This window comes from Lachnoanaerobaculum orale (assembly GCF_003862485.1).
GTDB classification, from domain to species: Bacteria; Bacillota; Clostridia; order Lachnospirales; family Lachnospiraceae; genus Lachnoanaerobaculum; species Lachnoanaerobaculum orale.
The window spans coordinates 2,106,977-2,111,169 of the sequence record NZ_RRCM01000001.1 but is presented as its reverse complement, the minus strand read 5'-3'; the positions used below and the strand labels follow the sequence as shown (position 1 = coordinate 2,111,169).

At 35.8% G+C, this 4,193-nt stretch carries 3 protein-coding genes and 1 pseudogene; all 4 read left to right on the top strand.

Annotated elements, in window-relative coordinates; genetic code table 11:
- Nucleotides 1–471 (top strand): hypothetical protein (locus EHW90_RS10130; RefSeq protein ID WP_124952606.1); only part of this gene is annotated, 471 nt, incomplete at its 5' end.
- 27 nt (nucleotides 472–498) lie between these two features.
- Nucleotides 499–3,093 (top strand): acetate and sugar kinases/Hsc70/actin family protein, encoded by a 2,595-nt coding sequence (locus tag EHW90_RS10125; protein WP_124952605.1) that lies wholly within the window; start codon nucleotides 499–501, stop codon nucleotides 3,091–3,093.
- A 17-nt stretch (nucleotides 3,094–3,110) separates the two neighbouring features.
- Nucleotides 3,111–3,887 carry a hypothetical protein gene (locus EHW90_RS10120; RefSeq protein ID WP_124952604.1) on the top strand — a complete coding sequence of 259 codons (777 nt, stop codon included), beginning with the start codon at nucleotides 3,111–3,113 and terminating at the stop codon, nucleotides 3,885–3,887.
- A gap of 19 nt (nucleotides 3,888–3,906) precedes the next feature.
- A pseudogene (locus EHW90_RS13830) lies at nucleotides 3,907–4,189 on the top strand (hypothetical protein); the annotation flags it as partial.
- Nucleotides 4,190–4,193: the final 4 nt, after the last annotated feature.

The window sequence follows — 4,193 nt, the reverse complement described above, 5'->3', positions numbered from 1 at the left end:
AGTGTAAGAAAAATATTTTTAGATATAATATTTCACTACATAGCGGTATGGGATCTTAGAAGCGGGGGAGATAAAAAAGAGTTAAGGGCAATGTATATCTTAAAAGAGATAGAAGAGGGGAGGTTTCTAAAAAGTATAAGAAAAACCCTACTTTCCCTTGACTTTGAAAAATCTAAAAGAATTATTTTTTGCCTGCTTGATTTATGTAAATGTAAAGATTATATAACGGTTTTTAGAAGGGCACTTAGAGAACTTTACCCGAAGGCAAACCTTTACATTCACTCTGAGAATTTAAGGAAATTTACCATATTTACAGGGGTGGATAAGACAAAAGAAGAAGTGGAGAGAATGGAAATGCTTGAGAAACTTTTTTTGCCGATATCTTATGAAACGGATGTTTTTTGGAAATACCACTTCGGTATTATAGGAGTTGATGAAAGTATGAAAATCGGAAAAACGGCAATATACTAAAAAGAACCGGATTGGAAGGGAAACAAGATGAGCTATAAGCTTAACAGGAACATAACTAAAGAAGAGCAGGCTGCGGCATATACAAGAAAAGAACTTGAGCTGATGAGTGAATATCGACTTAGAGAGATTTGCCTGAGAGAACATATCGTAAAGGGATTTGATAAGGATATGACAAGTAAAGAGCTTATAGAGGCTATACTTTCCTACTGTCAAACGTTTGAAGATGAACTTATCAAAGAAGAAAAGGAAGGTGGTAGAGAGAGGATTGAAGAGTGCTTTGATAAACTAAGTATAAAAGAGCCGGAGAATGATGAACTTAGGATATCAGGCAAAATCAGTATTTATGAAGGAGCGGCACTTAACTTCCTTGACGATTATAAAATAGAATATAAAGAAAAGTTTTTAAACACCAATGCTTTGATTGTAAGTGGAGATAAAAAGGTATGTGCTATATTCAATGTAGTTGCAATGGGAGATAAAAAAGACTCTTTATACCTTGTAAAAGATGCATCTCTTTCATGTATAGTTACGGATATAAAAGATTACAGCCTTTATCTTATGGAAAGAGAATCATCAAAGTTTATATACCGAATATATATGGGAGAAGAGAGAAAAGACCTTACAAAGTACAGGGTTTATAAGATTCCTATTATGGACTTTGAAATTCTTCCCCTGATTGAACTTCATATGCCGATAGCACTTGATCTTGGCTCCACCAACACCACAGTAGCTATGTATGCGGACAGCAGCTATTACAGACAGATACATGCAAAGCAAAGAGGAATTAAGGAAAATACCATTTGTCATACACTGTTTTTGGAGTCGGTGGGAGGAGAAAACTTTATTGAAAAGATGATACCTACAGTTGTAGCGGTAACTGATGTAAATGAAGACAGTATAGATTATGTTTTTGGAAGAAGGGCTTTGTGGTTTGCAAACCTAAGCTATACGGATAAAGGGTTTTCCGTATTTTATGATATTAAAAGATGGGCGGGAGATTTTGAAAGAAAAGAAGAACTTACGGATGCCAAGGGAAGATACAGATATGTACAAAGGATAGAGATTATAGCCAAGTATCTAAAGTATGTACTTGATATCACAAGAGATAACTTTAAGTGTCGGATAAAGGAAGTATATATCACAGTACCGGTTAAGCAAAAGCATGTATATGAGCAGATGTTGGGGCTTTTGTCAAAAATGCTTTCTATAAGTCTGAAGGTTACCTTGGATGAAAGTACGGCAGTACTTTACAGCTTTATCAGTAAAATGAGAGAGAAAAATCGCTTGAAAGACGGAGAAAGCTATAAGGCACTGATAATGGACTGTGGAGGAGGGACAACGGATCTAAGTGCATGTAAGTTTAAGGTACATGCAAAGGGTGATATACAGACTTACACAATGGAAAACAGCTATAAAAACGGAAATACGGACTTTGGTGGAAACAATATCACCTATAAAATCATGCAACTTTTAAAACTGCGAATAGTTTCAAAACTGCTTGATACGGATAAAGATTTAAGCCTTGAAGTTATTAATGAATTGCCTACAGATTCTTACAGATACATAGATGAAGAAGGTGTTGAAAGTTTCTATAAGGGGTTACAGGAGGCTTATGAAAAGGCGGAAGAGATTTTACCTACAGCTTTTAAGCGATTTGAAACTTATGGAAAAGAGGGGTATTACAGGGTAAGGAATAATTACTTTTTTTTATTCACATTGGCAGATGAGATTAAGCAGGAACTTTTTTCAGGAAATGATATCGTTGTAGAAGTGCCTGAAGAAAAAAAGGGGAAATTGGGGATTTTAAGACTTGAGGCGGACAGATATAAACTCTCAGTCTTTAAGGGAGAAAAACTTGAAGTTTTAGAGGGTATGCCTAAGATAAGCTTTAACCGTTATGAAGTTGAAAAGCTGATTGCAGGAGAAATCTATGCGGTTATGAAAGTTTTTATGGAAAGACTTTATAAAAACGGAGAACTTTATAACTTTGATATGATAAGGCTTACAGGGCAATCCTGTAAGATAGGGTTATTTAGAGATGCCTTAAAAGAATTTGTACCCGGCAATATGATGCAAAGCGGTGGGAGTGTTAAAAAGGAAGAGTTAAAACTTGCCTGTGTGGACGGACTTATGAGGTATCTTTATGATAAAAGAACCGGATATGCGGGATTTGATATAAGAGATGAGGAGGCTCTGATTCCTTATAAAATAAAAGCATTGTCATACTCAGGCAGACAAGAGGTCCTTATTGACGGTTTTGAAAGCAACAAGATGACCGGAAGTTTACTTAGAAGCCTTGAAGATATATTGCTTAGAATGTATTTGTATGATGCTTCTGAAAATGTACGATTCGAGTATCTTTTCCATTTCAAAAAAGATGAGGCAAGAGAGACCGACAGAATGGAGCTTGCAGGAAGATATAGCGGATATATTAAGCAGGAAGATACGGATGATATACAAAATGGAGAACTTAAGATATTTGCCTTTGTAGACTATAAAAAATGGGGATTTCAGATAGTACCGGTATATAGGTTGAAAGATATATTATATGCAGGAGAGGGTCAGGAGTATAAGTTTGAAACCGATGAATGGATTTGTGACTTTTTTGATGGAGAACACTAAATGTAAAGGAGAAGCTGATGGAAAACAGATACCCTTTGTTTGAGACCGGAAGGATCTTAAAAAAAGAAGCACTTGAAATAATAAGAGACTACCCAAGAGATCTGCTCTCAATTCTTTATGACGGATATACAGACGGAGTTATAAGAGGATTAAGATTAAGCTCAGACCATGAGAATAAACATATTATCATCGGAAAGGGACTTGTAAAACTGAAAGGTGAGGTGTATCAGATACATAAAGAAATAAAAGTAGCATACACCAATACCGAGCAAAGGGAGTATTTAAAGTTAAAGTGTAAAGAGGTAAGGGATAAAGACTTTATAATAAGTGAAATAGAGGCTTTTCTGTCTGAAGAGAAAGAAAGTAGTGATGGAGAGATTTTACTTTGTGACTTTTTGCTCAAGTCGGGGTTTATATTAAGGGATACTTATATTGACTTTGCCGATATGAGATCCGAGTATGACACTATACATCTGATGAATGCAGATTATGCAGGTTACGGTGAGAAGTCATTTAATATAGATGTATTAAAAGCATATGCTAAAGAATACCTTAATACAAAAAAATGTGAAGAAACTGACAGAATCTTTTGCTATATGGTCATAAACAGTATGGAAGGAATAGAAAGAAGTATTATAGAAAACTATATTGCAGTTAAGGAAGGGAAGCTAAAGGGAGCTCACCTAAGCAATAAAGAAATTTATACCGGACTTTTGGATATATTAAACAGTGCAAAAGATCCGGACGGACATAGGACTACAGGCTTTATGCAAAGAAAGATCTTGGTGGATTAGTAGCAGTTAGGAGGAAAAGATGTCAAACATAATGGACTGCCCTTACGGACACAGGTTTTCAAAAACAAGATATGGAACAATATGTCCACACTGTGGTTTTGATCTGGACACTCCTGAAAAGGTCTATGTAAATTTAAGAAAAGAATGTGGACTTTCCCTAAAGGAAGAGAGACCGGTATGTGCATGGCTTGCATGTATAGAGGGTGCAAGACGAGGGAAGAGTTATGTAATAAGCTTCGGAGAAAACTTTATAGGGACTGACAGGGATAATGAGATACAGGTTTTAGGGGATGAGAAGATGCTTGG

What these genes read in the sequence shown, in the direction of transcription:
- EHW90_RS10125 (WP_124952605.1), top strand. Translation starts at nt 499, where the DNA reads ATGAGCTATAAGCTTAACAGGAACATAACTAAAGAAGAGCAGGCTGCG.
- EHW90_RS10120 (WP_124952604.1), top strand. Translation starts at nt 3,111, where the DNA reads ATGGAAAACAGATACCCTTTGTTTGAGACCGGAAGGATCTTAAAAAAA.